Origin of the sequence: Streptomyces sp. NPDC057271 (genome assembly GCF_042668715.1) — a bacterium.
Taxonomy (GTDB): Bacteria; Actinomycetota; Actinomycetes; order Streptomycetales; family Streptomycetaceae; genus Streptomyces.
On sequence record NZ_JBHUYJ010000214.1, the window covers coordinates 1 to 3807 of the forward strand.

The following is a 3807-nucleotide window of genomic DNA, read 5'->3' on the forward strand; positions in this document are numbered from 1 at the left end:
ACGACATACCCAGACCAACGAACCCACGACCAATCGGTCATCACATCAACCGCTCGTCCCACCAAACGAAGCATGTGCGGAGGACGGGTCTAGGCGGCACCGCAGACGCACCCACAGCTCCCGGAGGCGGCAGGCCACCGGGAGCTGTCCCACATGATCCACACGGAAGACGCTGAGGGGACAGAGTCGATGACGGTCGAGCTGGTCCGGGGACAGAACCACCCCCTGCCCGACACCCGACTGGAGATCCGGGTCTCGGCCGGGCATCCGGTGATCGCCGGAGCCACCCTCGGCGACGAGGGCGGCCGGGTCCCCGGCGTCGAGTGGATCGCCCACCCGGGGTCGCCCTTGCTACCTGGTGTCGAGGTCTCCCAGCAGGCGGCGGCCGACCACCGGCTCGCCGTCGACCTGGAAGCGGTCCCGGCGGCCGTGCACCGCCTCTCGCTCCTCCTCGCCCTGCCCGTCGGCGTGGGCGGCCCGGCCCGCTTCGGCGCCGTCGCCGCCCCTTTCGTGGCCGTCACCGGCCTCGACGGCTCCGAGATCGCCTCCTACACGATCACCGGCCTGGACCGTGAGTCGGCCGTCGTCGCCCTGGAGCTGTACCGCCGCCAGGGCGCCTGGAAGGTGCGGGCGATGGGCCAGGGGTACGAGGGCGGTCTCGCGGCCATGCTCGGCGACCAGGGCCTCGACCGTCCAGCCGACCTGGCCGCCACGATCCTGGAGGCCGTCGCCAGGGGCCTGGCCCGCTCGGTCTCCGCCCCGCCCCCACGCGTCCCCGAGACCGAGCGCGTACGCCACTCGGCGCCGGCGTCCGCCCCGGAGCCGATGGCCGCAGCGGACTCGTCCCCCACCCTGCCGGTGACCCCGCCGCCCCCGCCGCTGCCGTCCCCGCCGGCGTCCTCCGGCCGGAGCACAGGCGGCGGCCCCATCAGCTACGCCCATCCGGGCCGCCGCGCGGCCGCCCCCGAGCCCCGGCAGGCACCGCCCGTCCCCGTCGCCGGGGACGCCAGCGGCTGGTCCATGGACGAGCGGCTCTACAACCAGGTCTGGGGCATGTTCGAGGACCTGGCCCGCACCACCGCCGCGTACCGCAGCGCCTGCGACTTCGCCGAGTCCCGGCTCGACAAGGAGCTCGACGGCGTGCTCTCCGATCCGCGCAGCCGCATCGGCGGCGCCGGGGACGCCGCCCGCGAGGCGGCCCGCGCCAAGCACGACGAACTCACCGCCCGCGCCCAGGAGGCCCTGGACCGGGACCTCGCCCAGCTCGCCGCCGAGTCCGAGGTCGTCGAACCGGCGCTGCCCGCCGCCTACGCCCGCTGGGACAACCCCGTCTGGCACGCCTACCGCGTCCCCATGGAAGCCCCGATGGCACTGCGCCTGGGCGACCTCCACCTCCCCGAGCGCACGGATCTGTGCATCCCGATGCTGGTCAGACTCCCGCTGGAGCGCGGCTTGTGGGTGGACTCCGGACGCGGGCGCTCCGAGGCCGCCGGGCTGCTCGACGAGGCCGAGCTGCGCCGGCTCGCGCTGGACACCGCTGTGGCGCACGCGGCTCGGCTGCTCGCGGTGTACCCGCCCGGCGAGTTCACCGTCCATGTCGTCGACCCGGCGGGCTCGGGCGCGACGGCGCTCGCGCCGCTCGTCGAGGCGGGCGTCCTCGGGGGCCCGCCGGCTGCCGGAGCGGCCGGGGTCACGGCCGTCCTCGCCCAGCTCACCGAGCGCGTGGACCTGGTCCAGATGGCGCTGCGGGCCGGCGCCCCCGACGCGCTGCCGCCGGGCGTGGACACCGCCGAGCAGCTGCTGATCGTCCATGACTTCCCGCACGGCTTCGACGACCGGGCGGTCAATCAGCTCCGCTACCTCGCGGACGAGGGCCCGGCGGTCGGGGTGCATCTGCTGATGGTCGCCGACCGCGAGGACGCCTCCGCGTACGGCCCGGTGCTCGACCCGCTGTGGCGGTCGCTGCTGCGGATCACTCCCGTACCGGACGACCATCTCGCCGATCCGTGGGTCGGCCATGCCTGGACGTACGAACCGCCGCTGTTCCCGTCGGGGAGCCGGATACTGCCGCAGGTCCTCGCGCAGGTGGCCGAGGCCCGACGTCAATGGGGCCGCTGACCTGCTCCTTTGGGGGACCTTTACCCTAGCCTTTACCTTTTCTTGGTTCTTCGGGTAGTCTTCTGGACGCGGAGGGGAGTACTCCCCATGTGCGGCGTTCCCGTCAATACGGACGTACCCCGACCGGGGTCGATCCCGGGGCGCCGGCTCGGCCCGTCTCGCACGGACTCCGGGTGGAAGAGACCTCCGGCAGCGACGACGCTGATCAATTAGCCGTACGACGCCGGAGGCGCAGTGGACGTTTCGACGACTCTCTGGGTGCTGACCATTCTCGGTCTGGGCGCCCTCATCGCGATCGACTTCTTCATCGGGCGCAAGCCCCATGACGTGTCGGTCAAGGAAGCCGGAATCTGGACGATCGTCTGGATCGTGCTCGCCGTGCTCTTCGGCATCGGCCTGGCCTTCTTCGGCAACGGTCAGGCGTCCGGTGAGTTCTTCGCCGGATTCATCACCGAGAAGTCGCTCAGTGTCGACAACCTCTTCGTCTTCGTGCTGATCATGGCGAAGTTCTCGGTGCCCTCCCACCTCCAGCAGCGCGTGCTGCTCGTGGGTGTGCTGATCGCCCTGGTCCTGCGTGCGATCTTCATCGCCGCGGGCGCCACGATCATCGCCAGCTTCTCCTGGGTCTTCTACATCTTCGGCGCGTTCCTGATCTACACCGCCTGGAAGCTCATCCAGGAGGCGCGTTCCGACGAGGACGAAGACGACTGGGAGGAGAACCGTCTCCTCAAGTCGGTCGAGAAGAAGTTCGGCGTCGCGGACAAGTACCACGGCACGAAGCTCTTCATCAAGGTCAACGGCAAGCGGGTGCTGACCCCGCTGATGGTCGTCATGCTCGCCATCGGCACGACGGACATCCTCTTCGCCCTCGACTCGATCCCGGCGATCTTCGGCCTGACCCAGGACCCGTACATCGTCTTCACCGCCAACGCCTTCGCGCTGATGGGTCTGCGCCAGCTGTACTTCCTGATCGGTGGCCTGCTGAAGAAGCTGGTCCACCTCAGCTACGGCCTGTCGGTGATCCTCGGCTTCATCGGCGTGAAGCTGGTGCTGCACGCCCTGCACGAGTCGGGGGTGCACGTCCCCGAGATCTCCATCCCGTTCTCGCTGGCGGTCATCGGCGGTGTCCTGGTCGTCACGACGATCACCAGCCTGATCGCCTCCAGGAAGCAGGCGGCGCGCGAGGCCGCCGAGGCCTCGACGGCCCCCGCCGTGGAGGCCGGGGAGACCGGAGAGACCGAGAAGGACAGCGTCGGCGCCTGACCGCGTACGGCACGGAGAGCAACGCACCGCGGCAGGTGCGGGCGGCACACCACCACTCGCACCGGCCGCGGTGCATCTCTACGCGGACACGTTCGCCGGCTCCTCCGCCGACTCCTCCGTCGGCGCCTTCGCCCGGGCGGACGCCGAGAGCGTCTCCGGGAGCAGTGCGAAGCAGCCCAGACTCACCAGCGCCACCACCGTCAGATACGCCGCCACCCCCCAGGGCGGCCCCGAGCCCCCGGACAGGGCCGTCGCCAGGATCGGTGTCAGCGCCCCGCCCAGGACGCCCGCCAGGTTGTAGCCGACCGCCGCTCCCGTGCAGCGCACCCTCGGCTCGTAGAGCTCCGGGAGGTACGCGGCGCACACCGCGAACATGGTGCTACAGGCGAGTACGGCGCAAAGGAATGCGAGGAATGTCAGCACCGG

The 3807-nt window shown here is 71.1% G+C and carries 2 protein-coding genes and 1 pseudogene; 2 read left to right on the forward strand and 1 reads right to left on the reverse strand.

The genetic code is table 11. From position 1 onward, the window contains the following. Window positions 1-189: 189 nt before the first annotated feature. Together ACFUJR_RS38925 and ACFUJR_RS38930 are read left to right on the forward strand one after the other, a co-directional pair. Complete coding sequence (locus tag ACFUJR_RS38925; protein ID WP_383163973.1) at window positions 190-2118, forward strand: TerD family protein; 1929 nt, start codon at window positions 190-192, stop codon at window positions 2116-2118. 234 nt (window positions 2119-2352) lie between these two features. After that, on the forward strand, window positions 2353-3381 hold the full coding sequence (locus tag ACFUJR_RS38930) for a TerC family protein (RefSeq protein WP_383163951.1): 1029 nt from the start codon (window positions 2353-2355) through the stop codon (window positions 3379-3381). A 78-nt stretch (window positions 3382-3459) separates the two neighbouring features. On the opposite strand, the pseudogene ACFUJR_RS38935 reads toward ACFUJR_RS38930, so the two are convergent. After that, window positions 3460-3807: pseudogene (locus tag ACFUJR_RS38935) on the reverse strand (MFS transporter); the annotation flags it as partial.

Coding starts and splice junctions, on each gene's coding strand:
- ACFUJR_RS38925 (WP_383163973.1), top strand. CDS start 190: ATGACGGTCGAGCTGGTCCGGGGACAGAACCACCCCCTGCCCGACACC.